The organism is Arcobacter sp. ISO1 (genome assembly GCF_058105185.1).
The window spans coordinates 2,717,879-2,740,768 of the sequence record NZ_CM176573.1 but is presented as its reverse complement, the minus strand read 5'-3'; the positions used below and the strand labels follow the sequence as shown (position 1 = coordinate 2,740,768).

Genomic DNA, 22,890 nt, shown 5'->3' with positions numbered 1-22,890 from the left:
GGAAAAGAATGAAATCTATACAAATACAAGTAAAAGGTATTGTTCAAGGTGTTGGGTTTAGACCATATGTTTACAACCTAGCTTTGAAAAATAAGCTTTTGGGCTGGGTAAATAATGATGACCAAGGTGTAAATATTGCATTAGAGGGTGATAGTTTAAATCTTGAAACTTTTTTAGATACTTTAAAAAACTACCCACCACCCCTTGCAAAAATAGATTCCATTAGAAGTGAAGAAAAAAAACTCCAAAATTTTCAAAGTTTTGAAATAATTGAGAGTAAAACTACTTCAAATAAATCTACTATTATAAGCCCTGATATGGCTATTTGTGATGATTGTATTGATGATATAAATAATCCTAAAAATTTTAGATATGAATATGCACTTACAAACTGTACAAATTGTGGACCTAGATATTCAATTATAAATACAGTTCCCTATGATAGAATTAACACCTCCATGGCTAAATTTAAAATGTGTTCTAAATGTGAAGATGAATACAAAAATCCATTAAATAGAAGGTATCATGCACAACCTGTTTCTTGTGAGGTTTGTGGGCCCAAAATTGCTTTGTATAATAATAAGAATGAACAATTATCAAAAGATGTTCAAAGTATAATTGATATAGCACAAAAGATTAAAGAAGGTTCAATAGTCGGAATAAAAGGTTTAGGTGGCTTTCATTTAGTTTGTAATGCTTTAGATGATGATGCAGTATATGAATTAAGAACTAGGAAAAATAGACCAACAAAACCCTTTGCTGTAATGTTCAAAAATCTTGAACAGATAAAAAATCATACTTTATTAACTAAAAAAGAAGAGGAAATTATTTCTTCAAAAGAAAAGCCAATTATTTTAGTTAAAACAAAAAATCAAAATAAAACAAAATTAAGTAAATACATTGCCCCAAATATAGATAGGCTAGGTTGTTTTATTGCTTATACACCACTACATCATTTATTATTTAAATATTTAGACACTCCTATAGTTGCAACAAGTGCAAATTTATCAGATGAACCAATATTAAGGTTTAAAGATGAAGTTATAGAAAAACTAGGAGCTGTAGTAGATTTCATACTTGATTTTGATAGAGATATAATAAATGCCTGTGATGATTCTGTAGTTCAAGTTGCAAATGATGATATTTTGGTTTTAAGAAATGCTAGGGGATATGCTCCTACAAGTTTGAAACTTCGTAAAAAAACTAATAAGAAAATATTAGCCCTTGGGGCAAATCAAAAATCAACAATAGCTTTGGCTTTTGAAGATAATCTAATTTTATCACCCCATATTGGAGATTTAGGTTCAATAACTTCAATAGAATACTTTAATAGAACAATTGAAACCTTTAAAAGGTTTTATGACTTTGAACCTGATTTAATAGTTTGTGATAAGCATCCAAATTATGAGAGTTCAAAATGGGCAAGAGATCAAGATATTAAAGTAGTAGAGATACAACACCATTATTCTCATGTTTTATCAACTATGGCAGAATACAATCTAAATGAAAAAGTTTTAGCTTTTTCATTTGATGGAACTGGTTTTGGAGATGATGGAAATATTTGGGGTGGTGAAGTTTTTATTGCTACAAATAAAGAGTATGAAAGGGTTTATCATTTAAACTATTTTAAACTTTTAGGTGGAGAAAAATCTATAAGAGAACCAAAAAGAGTTGCTTTATCTTTACTTTTTGATTGTTTATCATTGGATGAGGTTTTAAATTTAAATAATCCAACGGTAAATACTTTTTCCCAAAGTGAAATAAAAATTATGTATACCATGTGGCGAAAGGGATTAAATGCTCCAAAAACTAGCTCAATGGGAAGAGTTTTTGATGCAATTGCAAGTTTATGTGATATTGCACAAACTCAAAGTTACGAAGGGGAAACAGGCTTGCAAATTGAAATGGCTTATGATAAATCATTTAAAGAGGCTTATCCCTATGAGATAAAAGATGGAAAAATTGATTTTTCAAAAGCTATTAAAGAGATCATTAAAGATAAAGATAAAAATTTAATTTGTAGTAAATTTTTAAATATGTTAGTTGAATTAATCTCTCAAATATCAAAAAAATATAATGATTTACCAATTGTATTGACAGGTGGAGTTTTCCAAAATAAGACTTTATTACAGTTAGTAAGTAAAAAACTTGAAGAAGAAAATAGAAGATATTATTATTCAAAAAAGATACCACTAAATGATGGTGGTATCTCTATTGGTCAAGTTTATTTTATGCTATAGATTCTTTTGGTTTGATCTTTTTTTCTATAAAAAAGGCACCAAAAGGGATTAATGATAAAACAAAAAGTTGAAAAACAAATCCAACATCCCAAGATTTTCTTAATTTTGTTTCAAATAAAGATATCATAAAAATAATAAACAAAACTCCATGAATCATACCAAACACTTTAACAGGATAAGGATTCTCTCCAATATACTTTACAGGCATAGCTATAAAAACTAAAAGCAAATAAGATAATCCCTCAATTGCAGAAATAACTCTAAAACGGCTTAATGCATCTTTTATCATAATAAATTTCCTAAATTTTTTTGCAATTATATATAAATTTATTTATAGTTTCTTTAGTTTTATAACTTGATATTTTTATTAACTGTTTTTAAATTTTTCTTGAATTTCTACAAACTTATCAAAGTTTTCTATAAAAATATTAGATATAAAAGGGTCAAATTGAGTCCCTCTATTTTCTAAAATATAATCTCTTATCTCATCGTTTTGCCATGCATCTTTATAACATCTTTTATTTGCTAAAGCATCAAAAACATCTATAAGGGCTGTAATCCTTCCATATATAGAAATAGACTCACCTTTTTTACCCCTTGGATAACCTTTTCCATCCCATCTTTCATGGTGTTCATAAGCTACCATTGATGCTATATTTAGAGTTTCTTTATCTGTATCTTTTAAAATATCATAACCAATTGTAGTATGCTCTTTCATTTTTTCAAACTCTTCAGGGGTTAATTTAGCAGGTTTTAATAAAATCGCATCTGAAATTCCAATTTTCCCTACATCATGCATTGGTGAAACGATTTTTAAAGTTTTTGCCTTCTCTTCATCCATACCTAAAAGTTTTGCTAATACATATGACATATCAGCTACTCTTTTAATATGATTTGGGTCATCAATATATCTTTTCTCAACTACATCACCGAGAGTTTCAATTAAAACTTTTTGAGTACTAAACATCTCTTCATTTAGTCTTAGATTACTTAATGAGATTGTCGTGTGTTTAAAAAAAACTTCAATAAGATTTTTATCTATATCTTTTAAGTTCTCATAGTTTGAAATATAAATTATATTTGAACGATTCTTTTCCACTTCTAAATAACCTAAACAAATATTATCTTTAAAAATACTCTTTTTTGATTTAATCACTTGGGCTATTAACTCTTTTACTTCTTTATCTAAAGAATCAAATCCATTTATATTTTCAAAATAACCAGCGCTATTTATAATTTTATACTCATCATGATTTTTTTCAACAGTCAGACTATCAATATGTTCAATTAGCACTGCATCACGATTTAGTTTTAAAAGTGAGATTATTTGATTTAAAATACCTTGATTAAATAAATTTGTTGAATAATCTTCAAGTAGGTTTTCTGAGGCATAAATAATTTGTTGAAGACCTTTTTTAGTTGCATCCAATGATTTTAAAGTTTTATAAGATCTAAGTGCAGTAATCATTGTAGTAATTAGTTTTTTAGATGTTAACTCTGTTTTTTCTTTATAGTCATTAATTGCATAGTTTTCAACAATATCAGTTTCAGGAGCAGAACCTGGCTGTCCTGTTCTTAATATGATTTGAATTAAATTATTCTTTTGAACCTCTCTAATATTTTTAACTAGTTTTAATCCACTATCATCACTATCCATAACTACATCAAGTAAAATCATTGCCGCATCTGGATTATTTTTGATTAGTTCTATAGTTTCTTCTTCATTATAACTACTTAAAAATTCAATTCCTCGATTTTTGTATTCCAAATCTTTTAAAACTGTTTTAGTCAATATATGAACATCTTGTTCATCATCTGCAATTATAACTTTCCATTTATTATCTATAATTCTTTTTTTTAGTTTTTCATCTTTTTTATTAGATTTAAAAAAATTCATATTTCCCATATTTATTCCCTATTTGAAAATTTTAATCAAGTTCCTTAAATTTAATTAGAAACTCTACGCCTTTATTTTTCTCACTATTACATATGATTGTGCCATGAAGTGTATTTGAAATAATATTATATAAAATATTTAATCCTAAACCAGTTCCACCATTATTTCTATTTGTAGTAAAGAATAGTTCAAATATCTTTTTTAGATTTTCTTTTTCTATACCTTTCCCATCATCAATATATTTTAACTTAATAAAACCACTATCTTTTTTTGCATAAATTTTTATATTTCCTACATCATCTTTTTGAAAACCATGATTAAGTGAATTGAAAATTAAATTTGTAATAATTTGATAAATGGCCCCTGGATAAGTTTGTATATTGATATCTTCATCACAATTATTTTCAATATTTATGTTTGTTTTTTTAGTAACATTATTTATACTAAATAAAGTTTCATCTATATAATCTTTTAAATTAATTTTTCTCTTTTCTTCACTTGATTGATCAAAAGAAACTTTCTTGAAAGTTTTAACTAATTGGGCAGTCCTTTGCAGGTTTAAATTAATAAGATTCGCTAATTCTTCTGATGTTTTTAAATATTCTTCAAACTCATCTTGCGACATTCTTTCTTCATGATAACTGTTTTTTAATTCTTTTGTTTTTGTTAGAAAGTGAGTTATTCCAGTAAGGCCAATACCAACAGGAGTATTGATTTCATGAGCGACTCCTGCAACTAAAGAACCTAAACTTGCCATTTTCTCAGATTCTACAAGTTTGTTTTGAGTTTGTTTTAGGTTTTCTATAGTAACTTCTAATTCATCATTTGATTCTTGTAAATCTAAGTTTTTGTTATGTATTTCAGTTTCAAGTTCTTTTTTATCAGAAATATCTCTCAATATAGAATATATAACGACTTCACCATGAAGAAGTATTTTTGTTATGATTATTTCAGTCCAGAAGTTATTATTAAACCTATCTTTACAAATCCATTCAAATCTTTCACTTCCTTTTTTCATACACGAAACTATATTCTCTTTCATTGCTTCTTTTGAGCTTCTTCCATTTGGCTGAAATTCAGGAGATAAGTCATAAGGTGTTAATCCTATAAAGTCAGATTTTTTTTCAAGTTTTAATGTATTTAATATAGTCTCATTACAATCATAAAATTTTTCATCTTTTATTAATACTAATCCATCTTTAGATTCATTAAACAGTGTTTCAAATACCTCTTTTTGCTCTTTTAATTCTACTGTTCTTTCTTCAACTTTCTTTTGTAGATTATTATTTAACTGTTCTATCTCTTTAGCTTGCTTTTCATTTTTTTCAATTCTATCTTTTAATTTCTTTCTCATTAAATCAAATTTTTGAGCAAGTATTCCTATCTCGTCATTTGTTTTGATATTAATCTCTTTAGACAAATCACCAGAAGCAATGTAACTACTTGATCTGGTTAAAGTAACAATTGACTTTGTAAATTTGTTAATGGAATAGTATAAAACTAAAAGGAGAAATATTGATAAAATAATTGAGAAAACTAGTATGTTCTGTTTATAGCTAGCAAGTTTTTCTTCTATATGTTTTTCTGTATAAAAAACATTTAATTCTCCAATATTTTCATTGGCAAAGGAAAGAAAAATATTATTTTTAATAGTGTTTTTTTCTTTGAAACTATCTTTTTTATAATTTAGATTTATTATATTACTGTAATCAATTAATTGAATTCTTTCAATTTCTTTATCTTTTAATATAGATTGTAATAGTGTTCGAATCACTTCTTTGTTTAGTTCATATAAAAGTACAGAAATAGATGATGAGTAAATTTGTTCGTTGTATTTTATTTTTTCTTGTAAATTAATTTCATATGATTTTTTTTCAAAGTTAATAATTGCAGTTATATAAAAACCAAATGAGATTATTATAGAGATAATTAATGATAAAAAAATTTTAATAAATAAACTCATATTTATTCTTTCTGAAATGGATTGAAAATATATTTTTCATATGATTTATCAATATTTTTTATAAAAGGGTTTTCAATTTTATACAACACTCTATTTTCAATTTTTAAAAAGTTTATGCTAGTTTTATAATATTTATCAAATACTTTATCTAAAGAACCATCCTCATAAGCAATTTTTAACCCTTGATCAATTCTTTTAATAGCTTTTTCATTTGATTTATGTGTAAAAAAGAATCTTGGCAATGGATAGTATAAGATAAAATTTGAATCAATATGTAAATTCTTTATATCTTTGAAAGCTTTATATTCATTTAATACTTCATTTATCCCTCTAGTAAACAAGTCAATTCTTCCAAGTGAAACCATATAAAAAAGACTTTCATAATTACTTATTGTTTTTACTTTAAATCCATTATATCTTAGTATTTTTGTATCTAACCAACCAACACCTTGCCCTATATTTAGCTTTTTTAAGTCATCTAAACTATTGAAATTGTTCCCATCATCTTTTATTTTGGGTGAAACGAAAGCCACCCTATAACCTGTAACTCCTCTATCAACAGGAAAATTTGAATATGAAAATTCATCTATATACTCTTGGGAAGCAGAAGATTTTAGTAAAAAGTTTTTTATTTTGTTCTCTTTTATTGTTAGTAACGCTCTTGATAGTGACATTTTAGGACCAGGTATGAGTTTATATGGTCCATATTCATCTTTTGTTTTTTTTAATGCTAAATTTATGATTTCTATTTCATAAAGTTTTCTTTTATCTTGTTCTCCTTGTATATTATTGTATACAAAGGTTGTAAAAGCAAAAAAAGTTTGTGGTAGTATAAAAATTACTAAAAAAAGTATACTTTTAATTTTAAACATTTACTAAACCTAAAAAATTATTTTTAAATATCTTAAGTATAATAGTATTAGAATTAAAGTAAACTTTATAGATTATTTTAAAATTATTATGATTATTGATATTTATAAAAAATAGTTTTTAATATCTCAATTTGTTTATTTTGTAAGTAAGTAAATTTAAATTCGCATTCTTTTAAATAATAAAAAAAATTGCTTTCATTTACCCCTTTATATTTCTTTAGATTCTCTTCTAAATACTTCCAAAAAATATTTAACGGGGTTGAATAAGAGTATTGGGAATAGATTCTATGCCATTTTAAGTATTTTTCAAACTCTTTATCATCTTCTATTGTATTATGTCTTGGAAGTTTTGGCATCAATAAAGTAAAAACCTTTTTATTAGAATAAAAGCCTAAAATATTAATGGCGTTATATAGGGATCTTTTTTTATTCTTTTTTTCTCTATCTGTAAAATAGTAAAATTCTTCGTATGAACTATTATCATTGATACTGTTATAATGTACATTTTCTAAAAAATTAGCAATCAATTTTCTAAATAACATATACCTATTTTGAACAGTTCTATAATTGATTTTAAGTATTTTAGAACATCTATTAGCACTTATATTATTACAAAAAAATTCAATTATTGTGTAATCAGTTTCAATTTTTCTAGTAGAAAACTTTCTATTACATGAACTACATTTTTTATAATTATCTTGAAGGATATAAAGTCTTTTTGAATCACAATAGGGACAATATTTAATTTCCATTTTAAAACCATCTTTAATATTTTTATTTTTAAAAGAATAACTTAATCTAACTAATAGTTAACTTGTTCTAAAAGTACACAAGATGTACCTACTATTAGTTTGAATAAAGTTTCATTAGACTACACTTTCTAAAATGAACAATAATTCACAAGAATTTAAAGGATAATATATGTGTAAAGATTGCGGTTGTACAATAGCAGGTGATACTCATCACCATCATCATGATCATGACCACTCACACAGTCATGAACATTCACACCAAGAAGGTAGTGTTTCTCATCAAGCAGCTCATGAAACTCTTCATCATAACCCACAACTAAATGATGCAAAAACAGTTTCAGTAATTCAAAAAATATTAGACAAAAATGACCATGAAGCAGCTCATAATAGAGCTCATTTTGATAGTCATAAAGTTTTAGGAATAAACCTTATGTCAAGTCCAGGAAGTGGTAAAACAACACTTTTAGAACATATGGCTGATATAGCTGATTTCAAATATGGAGTTGTTGAAGGTGATTTAGAAACCAATAGAGATGCGGATAGATTAATTGCTAAAGATATTAAAGCTGTTCAAATTCAAACAGGAAGTGCCTGTCATTTAGATGCATTTATGGTTCATAAAGGATTACATGATATGCCTTTAGACGATTTAGATGTATGTTTTGTCGAAAATGTAGGTAATCTTGTATGTCCTGCATCTTACGACGTGGGGACTCATTTAAATGTTGTATTAGTTAGTATTCCTGAAGGTGAAGATAAAATTGCCAAGTATCCAGTTATGTTTAGAGCAGCAGATTTAATTCTTTTTACAAAAACTGATTTACTTCCTTATTTTGAGTATGATTTAGAAAAAGAGAAAGAATCTGCTAGAAAACTAAAACCAAATGTAGACATTTTGGAAGTTTCAACAAAAGATGAAGATAGTATAAAAGCTGTTATTGAGTGGATAAATTTTAAAAGAAAGATGAGATAGTAATATGTGTTTATCGATACCATCAAAAATTAAAAAAATAGATAAAGAAAATAATGTGTGTACTGTTGATACTATGGGAGTTGAGAGAAATGCTTCTTTAGATTTAATTGACCAGCCAGTGGAGATTGGAGATTATGTTTTAATTCATATAGGTTTTGCAATGAATAAAATTGATGAAAAGGATGCTTTAGAATCCTTATCTATTTATCGTGAAATAATTGAAAAAATGGAAGAAGAGGATATGCAACAAGCAATTTTAGATGGGGATAATTGCCCTAATAGGTGAAAAAAATGAGTGAATTAAAATTAAAAGACCTTTATGATGGTTTCCGTGACCCTAAAACGGTAAAAGCTTTAAAATCATTAGTTGATAAAGAAGCTTCAAAAATTGATAAAACAATTAGGATTATGGAAGTTTGTGGTGGACATACGCATACTATTATGAAATATGGTATTAATCAATTGATACCTAATAATGTAGAGTTTATTCATGGTCCAGGATGTCCTGTATGTGTAATGCCTAAAGAAAGAATTGACCATGCGTATATCTTATCTTTACAAAGTGATGTAATTCTTGTAACTTTAGGTGATATGATTAAAGTTCCTGGTTCAAAGGGCAGTTTACAAGATGCTAGAAGTAAAGGTGCTGATGTAAGATTTGTATACTCTCCACTTGATACAATAAAAATAGCTAATGAAAATAAAGATAAAAAAGTGATTTTCTTTGCAATAGGTTTTGAAACTACTACACCAATGACGGCTGCTTTACTTGAACATGTAACAAGAAATAAAATTGAAAATATCTATTTTCATATAAACCATATAACCGTTCCAGAACCAATGAGAGTTTTACTTGATAGTGATGATTGTAAGATTGACGCTTTTATAGGACCTTCTCATGTTAGTGTAATTACAGGAAGTAAAATCTATCAAGAGTTTATTGATATATATAAAAAGCCTGTTGTAGTAAGTGGTTTTGAACCAGTTGATGTTATGCAATCAATTCTTAGTATTTTAAAACAATTTAGTGAAAATAGATGTGAGTTAGAAACACAATATTCAAGAGCAGTATCTTATGATGGTAATTTAGCTGCCCAAAAATTGATTGATAAATATTTTGAAAAAGCTGAACACTTTAGATGGAGAGGATTAGGTGATATTGCTGATTCTGCACTAAAACTAAAAGATGAATATGCCTCAATTGATGCAGAGATTATCTATAAAGATATTTTACCAACTAAAAAAATTGATGACCATAAACTTTGTATTTGTGGAAGTATTATGCGTGGAGTTGCAAAACCCCATGACTGTAGTGTATTTGGAACAGCATGTAAACCAAGTACTCCATTAGGCTCTTGTATGGTTAGTAGTGAGGGAGCATGTTCGGCATATTATAAATATGGTAATCTTTTAAAATAAAAACTAATAGTTTATTAAAGAAGATTATTACATTTATGATGTTTAAGAATTTTATATTTAAAGAGAAAAAATGAAAACAATAACACTAGCCCATGGAAATGGCGGACAAGAAAATAATGAATTAATATCAAAGGTTTTTTATAAAGCTTTTAAAAATGATATTTTAGAAAAAAGTGAAGATGCAGCAGTTATCCAAGATGGTACTTTAGCTTTTTCAACTGATTCTTTTACAGTTAGTCCTATAGAGTTTGCAGGTGCAGATATTGGAAAACTAGCAGTTTGTGGAACTTGTAATGACTTAGCTATGATGGGAGCAAAACCAAAATATTTAACTTGTAGTGTTATTATTGAAGAGGGTTTTGAAGTTGAAACATTAAAAAGAATTGTAAATAGTATGAAAATTGAATTGGAAAAAAATGGCGCTCATGTTGTTTCTGGGGATACAAAAGTAGTACCACGTGGAAGTGTTGATAAGATTTTCATAAATACAACGGGAATTGGTGAGATTAAACAAAAAGGTATCTCTTCAAATGAGATTTTAGAAGATGATGTAATTATTGTTTCAAATTCAGTTGGAAAACATGGAGCAACTATATTTGCAGCAAGAGAAGGTATTGATTTCTCATCTTCATTGGAATCTGACTGTGCTTCTCTTTGGCCAGTTGTAGAAAAACTTATTGAAAGTGGTATTAAAGTTAGAGCCTTAAGGGATGCAACAAGAGGTGGAGTTAGTGCTGTACTTAATGAATGGGCAAAGCAATCAAATATTTGTGTTGAAATTGATGAAGAAAAGATTCCTGTAACTGATGAGGTAAATGGAGTTTGTGAGATGCTTGGATTTGAAGCATTAAGTTTAGCAAATGAGGGTACTTTTGTTATGGCTATTTCAAAAGACCAAGTTGAAAAAGCAATGGATGTTTTAAAATCGATTGATACTTCAAAAGAAGCAACTATCATTGGAACAGTAAGTTCTAAACATTTAGGAAAAGTTGTTTTAAATTCTCCTTGGGGAACAGCTAGATTTATTGATTTACCAACTGGTGAATTATTACCTAGAATTTGTTAAGTGTAACTCGTTACACTCTTTAGTTTTTTGCTTCTTTTTAACAGAATTTATTTCTATGATAAAAAAGAAGATGAATAAGAATTTGGTCCCTATTTTGATGGGACATCAAAATAGGAGCATATATGCATGAATACTCAATAGTTCAATCTTTATTAGAAACTTGTGAAGAACACGCAAGACAAAACAACTCAAAACAAGTGAGAAAAGTAGTTGTTAAAATTGGAGTTTTATCTGGAGTAGAACCAGATTTACTTCAAACTGCCTTTGATACTTTTAAGGAAAAAACTGTTTGTGATAGTGCAGAGTTTATAATTAACCATCAAAAAATAGTTATCTCCTGTACAGATTGTGGAGAAGATTCTACTTTAGAGAAACATGAATTTTGTTGTCCTAAATGTGAATCAACACAAATAAAAGTAATAGATGGCGAAGATATGTTTCTTATGAGTTTGGAGATGGAATAACTTAAAAAAGAGAATTAAATAATACTACTAATATAAGAAGATACCTTTTTAAATTATAATAATTCTTGACAAACCATAAAAAGGCTAGTTCTTGAATAAAATAACATTAAAAAAACTTATTTATAATAGTTATTTAAAAACAGCATTAACTTCAATATTGTTTATTGAAGTGGTTTTAGTTTTTTTATATTTTAGTTCAAATAATAAACTTATAAATACTACAGTTGATTTTATTTTAGAAGACCTAAAACACAGTGTTTTAGATAGAGTAAGTTCTACAACTTCAATTATTAATGAAAAGTTTAATAATCTTGAAAACCAATCATCTTTGTTACAAAATGAACATCAAAACTTTTTTTCTTTTAAAGATAATATAACTTTAGATAATAAACCTAAGTTTACTTTTGCACCAAATGGAATGTATTATAAAACTGAAAATAATGGTGGCTCATCGGTTGTAGTTTCAAAAAATACAACAATTGATGATAATTTAAGAAATAAACTTATAAAAACTGAGATTTTTGATAAAAACTTTAAATCAATAGTCAACAACAATAATATGGTTGATGCTATTTATTTTAATTCATATGACAATATTTGTAGATATTATCCATTTTTAGAAAAAAGCTTTAATATTTTTCCCTCTGATATAAAAATGGAAAATTATAATTTTTATTATGAAGCCAATTTAGAAAATAATCCAAACAAAACTCCTATTTGGACTGATGTTTATTTAGATCCTGCAGGAAAAGGTTGGATGATTAGTCTTATTGCACCAATTTATAATAAAAACTTTTTAGAAGGCGTTACAGGTATAGATATTACTCTAAATTCTATTATTGATACTTTATTGGGCTTAGAACTTCCTTTTGATGGCTCATCTTTTATTATAAATAAAAAAGGTGAAGTTATCGTAATGGAGGATAAAGTAAAAGGCTATTTGAATTTAAACCAAAAAGAAAAAATAGATTACTTTAAAAAGGATAAGATTAAAAAAACTGTTCTTTATGATAATAAAACAAATATTTTCGATTATAAAAATGAGCAGTTTGTAACGTTATTAAAAAGCTTAATTAATGATGATAAAGATTCTCATGAGGTAGTTTTAGATGAAAACCGATATATGATATTTTCAAAAAAAGTGAATATAACAGATTGGTTTTTAATCTCATTAATTCCTGAAAATCAAATTATATCGGAAGTGAAAGAATTAGAAAAACAAAATTTAAGCCTTGGATATTTAATTATTGCATTTATAATTGTTTTTTATTTCTTGTTTTTTCTATTTTTATACAAAAAAGCAAAAGATTTCGTTTCTAGAATAAATAACCCATTATCAAAAATTGTAGAATTCACAAAAACATTGGGAAGTAAAAGTGAAATTAACTCTTTAGAACATTGTGGAATAGAAGAGATTGATTCTTTAAATGATAATTTCAATAATCTTGCCAAAGAACTCGATAAAAGAACAAAAAGACTTATTCTCTCAGAAAGTAAAAGAAAAGAGAATGAAAAACTTGCAAATACAGATCAATTAACAAAGGTTTATAATAGAAGATTTTTAGAAGATTTTTCAAATCGTTATATGAAAATTGTAAAAAGAGAACACAATACTCTATCTTTATTAATTATTGATATAGATGATTTTAAAACTGTAAATGATACATACGGACATGATGTTGGTGATAAGGTAATTAAACTTTTGGTTAATAGACTAAAAACAACTATAAGAGATAATGATATTATTGTTAGACTTGGGGGTGATGAGTTTTTAGTTTTACTTCCAAGTACACCTATAGAGAATGCAAGAAAAGTTGCAAGAAAGATTTTAGATGTAATAAATTCTTTAAATAAATTTGAAAATGATGAACTTAAATTTACTATAACAATTGGTTCTTCAGAGTATAAAAAAAGCGATGTACATATTAACGAAATGATAAATAGAGCTGATAATGCATTATATAAAGCAAAAAAGCTTGGGAAAAATCAGCTTATATAAGACTATTTTTTTACAACTTTTTTATAATTTATACACAATTTATTAAAATTTTTTGTTTTTATATGCTAATATCTAGTATATTTTTTAAGGAGTGTGAATGAAAAAATTAATTAGTTTAGCTGTTGCATCTGCATTAACATGTGGAATTGCATTAGCAAAAGAGGTTAAGGTTGGTGCTGTAATGCCTATGTCTGGTCCACTTGCAGCTTATGGGCAAGTTACAAACTTAGGTGTTGAATTAGCACATAAATTACAACCAAAATTAGCAAATGGTGATACAATTAAAATTGTATTATTAGATAACAAAGGTGATAAGGTTGAAACTGCTACAGCAACAACAAGACTTATCTCTTCTGATAAAGTTGTAGCTATTTTAGGTGCTTTAACTTCAACAAACACTGCACAAACAATTGCAATTGCTGATAAAAAGAAAGTTCCTGTAATTGCTTCTGTTGCTACAAATGATAAATTAACTGCTAGAAGAACTTTTGCAAATAGAGTATGTTTTACTGACTCATTTCAAGGTGAAGTAGTTGCAAACTTTGCAAAAGACCAAGGTTATAAAACAGCTGTTGTTATTGTTGATCAAGCACAAGTTTACTCATTAGGTCTTGCAAAAGCTTTCCAAAAAGCATTTAAAGCAAATGGTGGAAAATTACTTAAAAGAATTATGGTAACATCTGGAGATAAAGATTTCAAAGCAGTTGTTTCTCAAATTAAATCTTTAAATCCTGATTTTATGTTCTTACCTTTATATCACCCAGAAGCTTCTATGATTGCTAGACAATCTAAACAATTAGGTCTTTCAAAACCAATGTTTAGTGGTGATGGTGTTGCAAATCAAACATTTATTGATTTAGGTGGTAAATCTGTTGAAGGTTATATGTTTACTGACTTTTTTGATTATACAAACCCACCTTCGAAAACTTCTGCAGATTTCATAGCTTTCCATGAAAAAGAGACTGGAAATAAAGAAGTTAATTCATTTACAGCACTTGGGGCTGATACTTATAATATTTTAATTGATGCAATGAATAGATGTGAAGATCCAACTGATTCAATTTGTATTAACAATGAAATTAAAAAAACAAAAAACTTTGATGGTGTATCAGGGATGATTACAATTGATAAAACTGGTAATGCAACAAGATCAGCAGTTATCAAAGAGATCAAAGATGGAAAAGCAGGCTTCAAAGCTACTGTTAATCCATAATAAGATACTTTAATCTTAGAGTTTGACATTTATTTGTCAAACTCTTTTTTTTTGTCATAAGAAAGTAAATCTTCTTTCTTTTCTTATGGTAAAAGTCTTAAAAAAATTTGGGAGACTCAATGGATTTATTAACGTTTATGCAACAAATGGTAAATGGATTCTCATTAGGATCTATGTATGCCTTAATTGCAATTGGTTATACGATGGTTTATGGTGTGCTAAGGCTTATCAACTTTGCACATGGTGATATTATGATGGTTGGTGCCTTTTTAGGTTATACATTTATTTCAATTTTAGAATTACCTTTTGCTTTTGGAGTCTTATTAGCTATTATAGGATCAGCACTTTTAGGTATGTTAACTGATAAAGTTGCCTATAAGCCTTTGAGGGAAGCACCAAGAATTTCTTTATTAATTACTGCAATTGGAGTCTCTTTTTTCCTAGAAAATGCCTTCACTGTATTTTTAGGTGGAGTTCCAAGAGCCTTTCCTGTTCCAGCTTATATGGAAAATATCTTTAATGTTGCAGGAGTTACATTTTCAGTTTCATCTGTTATGGTTCCTATTGTTACTTTGATTTTACTTACCGGAATTTTATTTATTTTATATAAAACAAAGTATGGAATGGCAATTCGTGCTTTGTCCTTTGACTTTAAAACTGTAAATCTAATGGGTATTGATGCAAATAGAATTATTGCATTAGTATTTGCTTTGGGTTCTGCTCTAGCTGCTGTTGGTGGAATTTTTTGGGCTGTAAACTATCCTTCAGTTGAGCCTATGATGGGAGTTTTAGTTGGACTTAAAGCCTTTGCAGCTGCAGTTGTTGGTGGTATTGGTTCAGTAACAGGTGCAGTTTTAGGTGGATTTATTATTGGGTTTACTGAAGTAGTTGTTATTGCATTTTTCCCTGAACTTGGTGGTTATAAAGATGCCTTTGCCTTTATCTTTTTGATTTTTGTTCTTTTATTTAGACCAACGGGAATTATGGGTGAAGATTTAGAAAAGAGTAGGTTTTAATCATGATAGAAGACAAAATATTTACAAAACAAAGATTAATTAATCTTGCAATTATAATTACAGCTATTTGGTTTACATGGTTTGCACAAAACTTTTTTGATGAATATACTGTCAGAATTATTAATAATGTTGCAATTTTTATAATATTAGCAGTTTCTTATAATTTAATTAATGGTGTTACAGGACAATTATCCCTTGAACCTAATGGATTTGTTGCTGTTGGAGCTTATGTAACAGCTATCTTAACACTTGATGCAGATGCTATGTTTTATCAATTTGATATTGAAGACCCTGCAGGATGGATTTTAGTATTACAAGCAGATTTTGGTTGGGCACTTTTAATGGCTGGTATAGTTTCGTCTCTTTTAGCCCTATCACTAGCTTTCCCAGTATTTAGAGTTAGGGGAGATTATCTGGCAATTGTAACACTTGGTTTTGGTTTTATTATTAGAATTTTAGCAATCAATAATCCTCAAGTAACAAATGGTTCTTTAGGATTAAATGATATTCCAGAGTTTTCAAATCTTTATTGGACAGGTGGAGTGTGTATTTTTGCTGTATTAGCTATATTAAATATTATCTATTCAAAGTATGGACGTGCTATGAAAGCAGTTAGAGATGATGAAGACGCAGCAACTGCAATGGGAGTAAATACATTTAAAACTAAAACATTAGCTTTTACAACTTCAGCCTTTTTTGAAGGAGTTGGTGGTGGTTTACTAGCAGCACTTTTAACATCAATTTCACCAGATTTATTCACATTCTTCTTAACTTTCCAGTTATTAATTATCATTATTTTAGGTGGATTAGGAAGTACAACAGGGGCAATTATAGGTACAGTATTCGTTATGGCAGGACTTGAATGGATAAGATTCCTAGATGAACCAATGAATCTATTTGGTTATCAAACTGAAGGCCTTCCAGGTATGAGAATGGTTGTATTCTCACTTATTCTTATCATAGTAATGTTATTTGCGAGAGAAGGAATGATGGGTAAAAAAGAACTTTTTGAATTGAAATTTTTCAAAAAAAGAAAGGGTGGTAAATGATTTTAGAAGTATGTAACGTAACAAAAAAGTTTGGTGGAGTTACAGCTATAAATGATACATCTTTTCATGTAAAAGAGAAAGAGATTTATGGTTTAATTGGACCAAATGGTGCTGGTAAAACAACAATGTTTAATATCATCACTGGAAACTATGACCCTACAGAAGGTCAAATAAAATTTCATGGTCAAAGAATTGATGGTATAAAACCACATAAAATTGTTCATAGAGGAATAGCTAGAACATTTCAAAATATTAGACTTTTTACCTCTATGACTGTAATTGATAATATTTTAATTGGCTTTGATTATCAAGCTGAATATACATATCTAGAAGCAATCTTTAGATTTCCTAGATTCTTTAAAGAGGAAAAAAGAGTTAAAAAAAGAGCTATAGAAATTATGGAGGTTCTAGGAATAGCTGATTATGCTAGCGAAATGGCAACTTCACTTTCATATGGACAGCAAAGAAAAGTAGAAATTGCAAGAGCATTAGCTGCCTCTCCTCAGCTTCTTCTATTAGATGAACCAGCAGCAGGTATGAACCCGCAAGAAACAGATGAACTTGCAGAGCTTTTCTTTAAAATTAGAGATGAGTTTGATGTTACGATTTTATTAATTGAACATGACATGAAGTTTGTAAATAAACTTTGTGATAGAGTTATGGTACTTGATTATGGAAGAACAATCTTTGAAGGTGATATAAAAGATGCAATTAAAGATGAAGAAGTGATAAAAGCTTACCTTGGAGATTTTAAACATGCTTAGTGTAAAGAATTTAGAAGTATTTTACGGTTTAATTAAAGCTGTAAAGGGGAGTTGATTTTGAAGTAAAAGCTGGACAAATTGTTTCGCTTATTGGAAGTAATGGTGCAGGGAAAACTTCAACACTTCAATCAATTGTAAATGATGTAAAAAAAACAGGTGAGATTGTATTTAATGATTTAGATATCTCAAATCATAAAACCCATAAAATTATAAAAGAGGGGATATCTTTAGTTCCAGAAGGAAGAAGAGTTTTTCAAAACTTAACAATTGAAGAAAACCTTAGAATGGGTGCTTTTAATCAAGATGAACTTTATGAAGAATATCAAGAAAGAATGTTCAAATTATTCCCAAGACTTATTGATAAAAAAGGTCAATTAGGTGGAACTATGAGTGGGGGAGAGCAACAAATGCTTTCAATTGCAAGAGCTTTAATGTCTTCTCCAAAACTTTTGATGCTTGATGAACCATCTTTAGGGCTTGCTCCTAAAATTATAGGTGAATTATTTGAAACAATCGTTAAATTAAAGGAGGATGGTATTACTATTTTACTAGTAGAACAAAATGCCTTTGCTGCTTTAGAAATCTCAAATTATGCCTATGTTTTAGAAAATGGGAAAATAGCTTTAGAAGATGAAGCTAAAAACTTAATCACTTCAGATGAAATAAGAAAAAAATATTTAGGTGGATAATCCATCTAAATATTTGCTATTTAACAAATATTAACCTTTTTAATATAAAATACGATTACAAACTAATTAGGAAAACTATGCTTTTAATGAAATTAAAACCAAAAGAAAAATTTGCATTTTTACAGCTTGCCCATTATCTAGCAAGAATTGATAATGATTATGGAGAAAAAGAAGAAGAGATAATCTTAGAATATTGTGCTGAAATGGGAATTGAAAATGATGATGATTTTGGAATTGAGGATTTTTCTTTAGAAGAGACATTAAAAACATTTAAATCTAAAAAAAGTAAAAAGATTGTTGTTATGGAGTTAATGATTTTAATCCATGCAGATGATAAATTTGATCTTCATGAAAAAGCTTTGATTTCACAAATAAATGACACATTTCAACTTGCAAGTGAAAATTTAGAATTTTGTTCATCATGGGGAAAAGGTGTTGCAGCCTTGTATGCTCAGGGTAAACTTTTTATTCATGGATAGTTAATTATCTTAATTTTTATATTTAAATAATTTTACTAGGATAAATTAGATAGAATATCTACTATGGAAATCATCGAAAAATTAAATTTAAAAATTGATAAATTAGTACATGAATATGAACTCTTAAAAAGAGAGAATAATATGTTGCGTCAAGATTTAGAAGATTTAAAAAATAAAAACGATGAATTGGAAAGAAATAATCAAGATATGCTTTTAAGAATAGATAGTACATTAACCTTTGTAGAGGCTAAACACATTGCAAAATAAACTCACTTTTCATATTAATAATATGGCTTATACAATTGTTGTCGATGAAAAAATAGAAAAAGAGATAAGAAAATATCTTGAGCCTGGTAAAAACTCTGATACAAGAGAGTTATTAGCTGCATATGTCAGGCTAGCTCAAGAGTATACAATTTTCAAAGAAGATTTAGAGCAGATTTCAGAAAAAATACCAAAACTTTAATTATGAAAAAAGCTTTTTCTTTACTTGAGATAATTATAGTAATTTTGATTATCTCTATTGTATCAACATTTTTAATTATAAAAACATCATCAAGTATTGAGTTTACTAATAAAACTAGTGTGAAAGCAGATATTGCACAAATTAGAAGTTCTATATCAAAAGAAAATTCAAAAAATATTCTTAGTGGTGATGATTATATTTCAAAGCTTGATGATGCAAATATAAATGAAGAAAAAAGTTTATTATTCTCAAATATTTTAGATAAACCTTTAATCTCAACAAATAGTTTAAAAAAAGAGATTGGAAAGTGGATTAAAAGCTCTTTCACAAAATATAAAATTTACATTACAAATGAACAATATTTAGAATTTGAATTTACAAATAATAGTTTTAAATGTTTAAGTAGTATTGAATTATGCAAGGATTTTGAGTGAATTATTATGAAGTAAGTTTTTTAAAATCACCACTAAACCCCTTGACATATCAAAGTTTAGAAGAGATAAAAATTGGAACAAAAGTTCTAGTTGCTTTAGGTAATAGAAAAAAACAAACCCCTGCTGTTGTGATAAAAAAAGTTTCTAAACCAGATTTTAAATGCGTAGAAATTTTAGAGGTATTACCTTTTTATTATGATGAAAAAATGTTTGAAATTGCAAAGTTTATTTCTCAATATTATGTATGTTCTTTTGGTGAAGCCCTAAGTGTTTATGTTCCTTTTGATAAAAATATAAAAGAAGAAGAAAATAAAATTGAGTTTGATTCTAAAATTTGTTTATCAATTGAACAAGAAAATGCATTTAGATTTTGTCAAGAGAAAAAACAAGCCTTACTTTTTGCAAATACAGGAAGTGGGAAAACAGAGATTTACATAAAAACTATTGAGAAAGTTTTAAATGAAAATGGCAATGCCATTTTATTGATGCCTGAAATCTCTTTAAGCCCTCAAATGCAAAAGCGTTTAGAAAAAGTGTTTGGTGAAAGTGTTGCTATTTGGCATTCAAAAATCACTAAGAAGAAAAAAGAAAAAATCCTTGAAGGAATCTATAAAGGGGAAATAAAGTTAGTTGCAGGGGCTAGATCAGCTCTTTTTCTACCCTTTAAAAATCTAAAATTAATAGTTGTAGATGAAGAACATGATGAATCATATAAAAGTGATTCTAAACCAAGATATAATGCAAAAGACTTATCTTTGTATATTGCAAAAAAATTTGATATAAATCTTATTTTGGGAAGTGCAACAGCATCAATCTCTTCTTTTCATAAATTGCCTTTTTATAGATTAAAAGAGACTTTTTTTGAAACAAAAAAACAATTAATATTTGATGATTCTTCAACAGAACTATCAAATTTAATCATAAATAAAATAGCAAATGTTTTAGAAAATAAAAATCAAGTTATTGTGTTTTTACCAACAAGGGCAAATTTTAAATATCAAATTTGTACTTCCTGTGGAAAATCAGTTGAATGTCCATATTGTTCAGTTTCAATGAGTTTACATAAAAATGACTTAGCCTTAAAGTGCCACTATTGTGGATATGCACAAAAAATTCCCGAGCAATGTCCTTCGTGCAATAATGGAGTAATTCATAATATTAGAGTTGGTACTGCAGAGGTTGAAGAGAGGCTAAAAGAGTTCTTTCCTGAAAAAGTTATAAAAAGATTTGATAGAGATGAAATCAAAACAGATAGTAAATTAAGAAAAGTTTTAAATGATTTTAATGCAAATAAAATAGATATTTTAGTTGGTACACAAATGCTTTCAAAGGGGCATGATTATCATAATGTAAAACTTGCAGTTGTTTTAGGAATAGATTCAGTTTTAAATATGAGCTCATATAAAGCAAGGGAGAGAGCCTTGTCTTTACTTATCCAAATATCAGGAAGAAGTGGTAGAAAAGGTGAGGGTGAAGTGATAATTCAAACACAAAATGAAGATTTACTTAGTTACTACTTGCAAGAGTGCGATTATGAGGATTTCTTAAATTCAGAATTAGAGTTTAGAGAAGGACTTTATCCCCCTTTTATTAAAATGGCTAAAGTCATCTTTGCCCATGAAAATGGTTTAAAGGTAAAAGATGAATTAGATAGGTATGTAAAGATTTTAAAAGAATATGAAGATATAGAGGTTGTTGGCTTTGGACAAAGTCCAATTTTCAAAATGGCAAATAAATATCGATATGAAATTATACTTCGCTCACCAACTGCTAAAGCACTTTTAGTTGCTCTTCACTCAATCAATTCTACTATGGCAACAATAGATATGGATAGCTCTTTTTAAACTTATTAACTTAGCTTTTTGTGAAATTTGAGTATAATCCACAAAAAATTTTTAAAAGGATAACTAGGAATGGCATTTACAAAAGATGATTTTAAAAGCAAAATAGAAGAGATTCAATCTCAATCTTGGTATAAAAACCCAATTGGATTTGGTATTGCAAGAGTTGATAGAGGACAATTAAATCCTGAAAAAGTTTTACAAGCAACATATCCAGTAATGAACTGGGAAGAAAACTATGGTTCAGCTGCAGTATTTCTTAATGCATTAAAAGAAGCGGGTGTTGAAATTGATACTTCAAAGTCTGAATTAGTTGCATCTATTAGTGATGTATTTTTAACTAGTTGTATTGAGGTATTTAGACCTTATATCCCTGAAGCAAAAGGACAAGAACATAAGAATGTTCAAGTTGTATCACAATTGGCATCATTACCAATTGATTCTGGATTTACAGCTGATGATTATAAAGTTGTATTTATTTTTGAAGATGAAGCACCGCAAAGTGCTGAAACAGTATATTTAAAACTTTATGCTTTATCAAATGGAAAAGCTAAATTAAGAGGAGTTAATCTTAATGGTGCATTTGGACAATTAGAAAATTGTGCATGGGTTGGTAATCAACCAATTGAGTTAGACTGGTTAAGAGAAAATGAGATTGCATTAAAACTTTCTGGAAAATATCCATCAATTACGAAAGTTGATAAGTTCCCACAATTATTAGACCATGTAATTCTTGCAGATAATACAAGAATCTTAGATACTAATAAAGTTAGAATGGGTGCTCAGTTAGCTGCTGGAACTACTGTTATGCCTGGTGCTGCTTATATTAACTTTAATGCAGGTACTGAAGGTGCTGTAATGGTTGAAGGTAGAATTTCTTCATCTGCAAAAGTTGGAAAAGGTTCTGATGTTGGTGGTGGAGCTTCAATTCTTGGAGTTTTATCTGGAACAGATGGTGTTCCTGTAACTATTGGAGATAATACTTTATTAGGTGCAAATTCTTGTACTGGTACAAGTATTGCAGATGGATGTATTTTAGATGCAGGTGTAACAATTTTACCAGGTACTAAAATCACACTTTCTGAAAAAGCAGTTGCAGCCTTAAAAGAGATTAATCCAGATAAAGAGATTAAAGAGCTTATGAGAGGTATGGACTTCCAAGGTGTAAATGGAGTTCACTTTAGACAAAACTCTGTAACAGGTCAAATCATTGCAATGAGAAGTACTAGAGAAGTTAAATTAAATGAAGATTTACACTAATATTTTTTAAGATATGATTAAAAGGGGTGGCAAA

General features: G+C 27.9%; 22 protein-coding genes and 1 pseudogene. 18 read left to right on the top strand and 5 right to left on the bottom strand.

Annotation, left to right across the window (positions count from 1 at the left end; genetic code table 11):
• Positions 1 to 8: 8 nt before the first annotated feature.
• Positions 9 to 2,240: a carbamoyltransferase HypF gene (gene hypF / locus AC2TY9_RS13560; RefSeq protein WP_489778053.1), complete on the top strand. Its 2,232-nt coding sequence runs from the start codon at positions 9 to 11 to the stop codon at positions 2,238 to 2,240.
• Here hypF and AC2TY9_RS13555 read toward each other — a convergent pair.
• The 5 genes from AC2TY9_RS13555 to AC2TY9_RS13535 form a co-directional block, all read right to left on the bottom strand.
• Complete coding sequence (locus tag AC2TY9_RS13555) at positions 2,230 to 2,529, bottom strand: DUF3817 domain-containing protein (RefSeq protein ID WP_489778052.1); 300 nt, start codon at positions 2,527 to 2,529, stop codon at positions 2,230 to 2,232. The two genes, hypF and AC2TY9_RS13555, sit on opposite strands and share 11 nt — an antisense overlap.
• A 78-nt stretch (positions 2,530 to 2,607) precedes the next feature.
• Complete coding sequence (locus AC2TY9_RS13550) at positions 2,608 to 4,146, bottom strand: DUF3369 domain-containing protein (protein WP_489778051.1); 1,539 nt, start codon at positions 4,144 to 4,146, stop codon at positions 2,608 to 2,610.
• 22 nt (positions 4,147 to 4,168) lie between these two features.
• A complete protein-coding gene (locus AC2TY9_RS13545) occupies positions 4,169 to 6,100 on the bottom strand; it encodes a HAMP domain-containing sensor histidine kinase (protein ID WP_489778050.1) in 1,932 nt (643 codons plus the stop codon).
• Positions 6,101 to 6,102: 2 nt separating this feature from the next.
• Positions 6,103 to 6,972, bottom strand: coding sequence for a substrate-binding periplasmic protein (locus AC2TY9_RS13540; RefSeq protein WP_489778049.1), 870 nt, complete (start codon positions 6,970 to 6,972; stop codon positions 6,103 to 6,105).
• Positions 6,973 to 7,064: 92 nt separating this feature from the next.
• The gene (locus tag AC2TY9_RS13535; protein ID WP_489778048.1) at positions 7,065 to 7,724 is read right to left on the bottom strand and encodes a transposase; all 660 of its coding nucleotides are present in this window, start codon (positions 7,722 to 7,724) and stop codon (positions 7,065 to 7,067) included.
• A gap of 169 nt (positions 7,725 to 7,893) precedes the next feature.
• On the opposite strand from AC2TY9_RS13535, the gene hypB reads away from it, so the two are divergent.
• The 17 genes and pseudogenes from hypB (at position 7,894) to AC2TY9_RS13450 (ending at position 22,856) form a co-directional block, all read left to right on the top strand.
• The gene (gene hypB / locus AC2TY9_RS13530; RefSeq protein WP_489778047.1) at positions 7,894 to 8,697 is read left to right on the top strand and encodes a hydrogenase nickel incorporation protein HypB; all 804 of its coding nucleotides are present in this window, start codon (positions 7,894 to 7,896) and stop codon (positions 8,695 to 8,697) included.
• A 4-nt stretch (positions 8,698 to 8,701) separates the two neighbouring features.
• Entirely contained in the window at positions 8,702 to 8,983 is a 282-nt protein-coding gene (locus AC2TY9_RS13525) for a HypC/HybG/HupF family hydrogenase formation chaperone (RefSeq protein ID WP_489778046.1), read from the top strand.
• Between the two features lie 5 nt (positions 8,984 to 8,988).
• A complete protein-coding gene (gene hypD / locus AC2TY9_RS13520; RefSeq protein ID WP_489778045.1) occupies positions 8,989 to 10,116 on the top strand; it encodes a hydrogenase formation protein HypD in 1,128 nt (375 codons plus the stop codon).
• 70 nt (positions 10,117 to 10,186) lie between these two features.
• Entirely contained in the window at positions 10,187 to 11,182 is a 996-nt protein-coding gene (hypE, locus tag AC2TY9_RS13515; protein ID WP_489778044.1) for a hydrogenase expression/formation protein HypE, read from the top strand.
• 122 nt (positions 11,183 to 11,304) lie between these two features.
• Complete coding sequence (gene hypA, locus AC2TY9_RS13510) at positions 11,305 to 11,646, top strand: hydrogenase/urease nickel incorporation protein HypA (protein WP_489778043.1); 342 nt, start codon at positions 11,305 to 11,307, stop codon at positions 11,644 to 11,646.
• A gap of 91 nt (positions 11,647 to 11,737) precedes the next feature.
• Positions 11,738 to 13,645 carry a diguanylate cyclase gene (locus AC2TY9_RS13505; RefSeq protein ID WP_489778042.1) on the top strand — a complete coding sequence of 636 codons (1,908 nt, stop codon included), beginning with the start codon at positions 11,738 to 11,740 and terminating at the stop codon, positions 13,643 to 13,645.
• Between the two features lie 97 nt (positions 13,646 to 13,742).
• A complete protein-coding gene (locus tag AC2TY9_RS13500) occupies positions 13,743 to 14,858 on the top strand; it encodes an ABC transporter substrate-binding protein (RefSeq protein ID WP_489778041.1) in 1,116 nt (371 codons plus the stop codon).
• 119 nt (positions 14,859 to 14,977) lie between these two features.
• On the top strand, positions 14,978 to 15,874 hold the full coding sequence (locus AC2TY9_RS13495; protein ID WP_489778040.1) for a branched-chain amino acid ABC transporter permease: 897 nt from the start codon (positions 14,978 to 14,980) through the stop codon (positions 15,872 to 15,874).
• Between the two features lie 17 nt (positions 15,875 to 15,891).
• Positions 15,892 to 16,923, top strand: a complete 1,032-nt coding sequence (locus tag AC2TY9_RS13490; protein WP_489780433.1) for a branched-chain amino acid ABC transporter permease — start codon at positions 15,892 to 15,894, stop codon at positions 16,921 to 16,923.
• Positions 16,920 to 17,687, top strand: a complete 768-nt coding sequence (locus AC2TY9_RS13485; RefSeq protein ID WP_489778039.1) for an ABC transporter ATP-binding protein — start codon at positions 16,920 to 16,922, stop codon at positions 17,685 to 17,687. Before AC2TY9_RS13490 ends, AC2TY9_RS13485 begins: the two co-directional genes overlap by 4 nt.
• A pseudogene (locus AC2TY9_RS13480) lies at positions 17,680 to 18,376 on the top strand (ABC transporter ATP-binding protein). Before AC2TY9_RS13485 ends, AC2TY9_RS13480 begins: the two are co-directional and overlap by 8 nt.
• 77 nt (positions 18,377 to 18,453) lie before the next feature.
• Complete coding sequence (locus AC2TY9_RS13475) at positions 18,454 to 18,855, top strand: TerB family tellurite resistance protein (RefSeq protein ID WP_489778038.1); 402 nt, start codon at positions 18,454 to 18,456, stop codon at positions 18,853 to 18,855.
• A gap of 63 nt (positions 18,856 to 18,918) precedes the next feature.
• Positions 18,919 to 19,122, top strand: coding sequence for a cell division protein ZapB (locus AC2TY9_RS13470; protein WP_138150799.1), 204 nt, complete (start codon positions 18,919 to 18,921; stop codon positions 19,120 to 19,122).
• On the top strand, positions 19,112 to 19,321 hold the full coding sequence (locus tag AC2TY9_RS13465; protein ID WP_489778037.1) for a hypothetical protein: 210 nt from the start codon (positions 19,112 to 19,114) through the stop codon (positions 19,319 to 19,321). Before AC2TY9_RS13470 ends, AC2TY9_RS13465 begins: the two co-directional genes overlap by 11 nt.
• A 2-nt stretch (positions 19,322 to 19,323) precedes the next feature.
• Positions 19,324 to 19,755 carry a prepilin-type N-terminal cleavage/methylation domain-containing protein gene (locus AC2TY9_RS13460; protein WP_489778036.1) on the top strand — a complete coding sequence of 144 codons (432 nt, stop codon included), beginning with the start codon at positions 19,324 to 19,326 and terminating at the stop codon, positions 19,753 to 19,755.
• Positions 19,752 to 21,599, top strand: coding sequence for a primosomal protein N' (locus AC2TY9_RS13455; protein ID WP_489778035.1), 1,848 nt, complete (start codon positions 19,752 to 19,754; stop codon positions 21,597 to 21,599). The genes AC2TY9_RS13460 and AC2TY9_RS13455 overlap by 4 nt, the downstream gene beginning before the upstream one ends.
• A 69-nt stretch (positions 21,600 to 21,668) precedes the next feature.
• The gene (locus tag AC2TY9_RS13450) at positions 21,669 to 22,856 is read left to right on the top strand and encodes a tetrahydrodipicolinate N-succinyltransferase N-terminal domain-containing protein (RefSeq protein ID WP_489778034.1); all 1,188 of its coding nucleotides are present in this window, start codon (positions 21,669 to 21,671) and stop codon (positions 22,854 to 22,856) included.
• Positions 22,857 to 22,890 lie beyond the last annotated feature (34 nt).